The organism is Caballeronia calidae (assembly GCF_900044055.2).
Lineage (GTDB): Bacteria > Pseudomonadota > Gammaproteobacteria > Burkholderiales > Burkholderiaceae > Caballeronia > Caballeronia calidae.
On sequence record NZ_FCOX02000364.1, the window covers coordinates 1 to 556 of the forward strand.

Consider the following 556-nt stretch of genomic DNA (forward strand, 5'->3'; position numbering starts at 1 on the left):
CCTGACGTACGAACATGGATCGGCAACCGCGATCGAACACTGCTTCTTGTAGCGGTTCAAACGGGTCTGCGCAACAGCGAATTGACCGCGCTCCGGCGTCAGGATGTGATGCTCGGCACAGGCGCCCACGTTCGTTGCCTTGGCAAAGGCAGAAAGATGAGATGCACGCCGCTGCGACCGGACGTCATTGCCGTCCTGAAAGGATGGCTGTTGTATCAACCAGGCGAACCAGGTGATCCGGACTTCCCCAGTTCGCGCGGCGGTCATCTCAGTGCCGATGCCCTTCAGCGACTCGTGTCGCGCAACGCCGAAATCGCGCGTCTCTCGTGTCCCTCGCTGAAGAAAAAATCCGTAACGCCCCACACGCTTCGACATGCGGCGGCGATGAGCTTGTTGCATCACGGTGTAGACCTGTCCGTGATCGCGCTCTGGCTCGGCCACGAATCCTCCGAGACTACTCAGATCTATTTGCACGCCGACATGCAACTCAAGGAACGCGCGCTCGCGCACGCAACAGCGAGCGGCATCGCGCCAACACGCTACAAACCCCCAGACC

At 60.3% G+C, this 556-nt stretch carries 1 protein-coding gene; it reads left to right on the forward strand.

Annotated features, from left to right (window positions below):
* Positions 1–81 precede the first annotated feature (81 nt).
* The coding region (locus tag AWB78_RS45125) for a tyrosine-type recombinase/integrase (protein ID WP_232478177.1) at positions 82–556 on the forward strand (475 nt) is incomplete at its 3' end.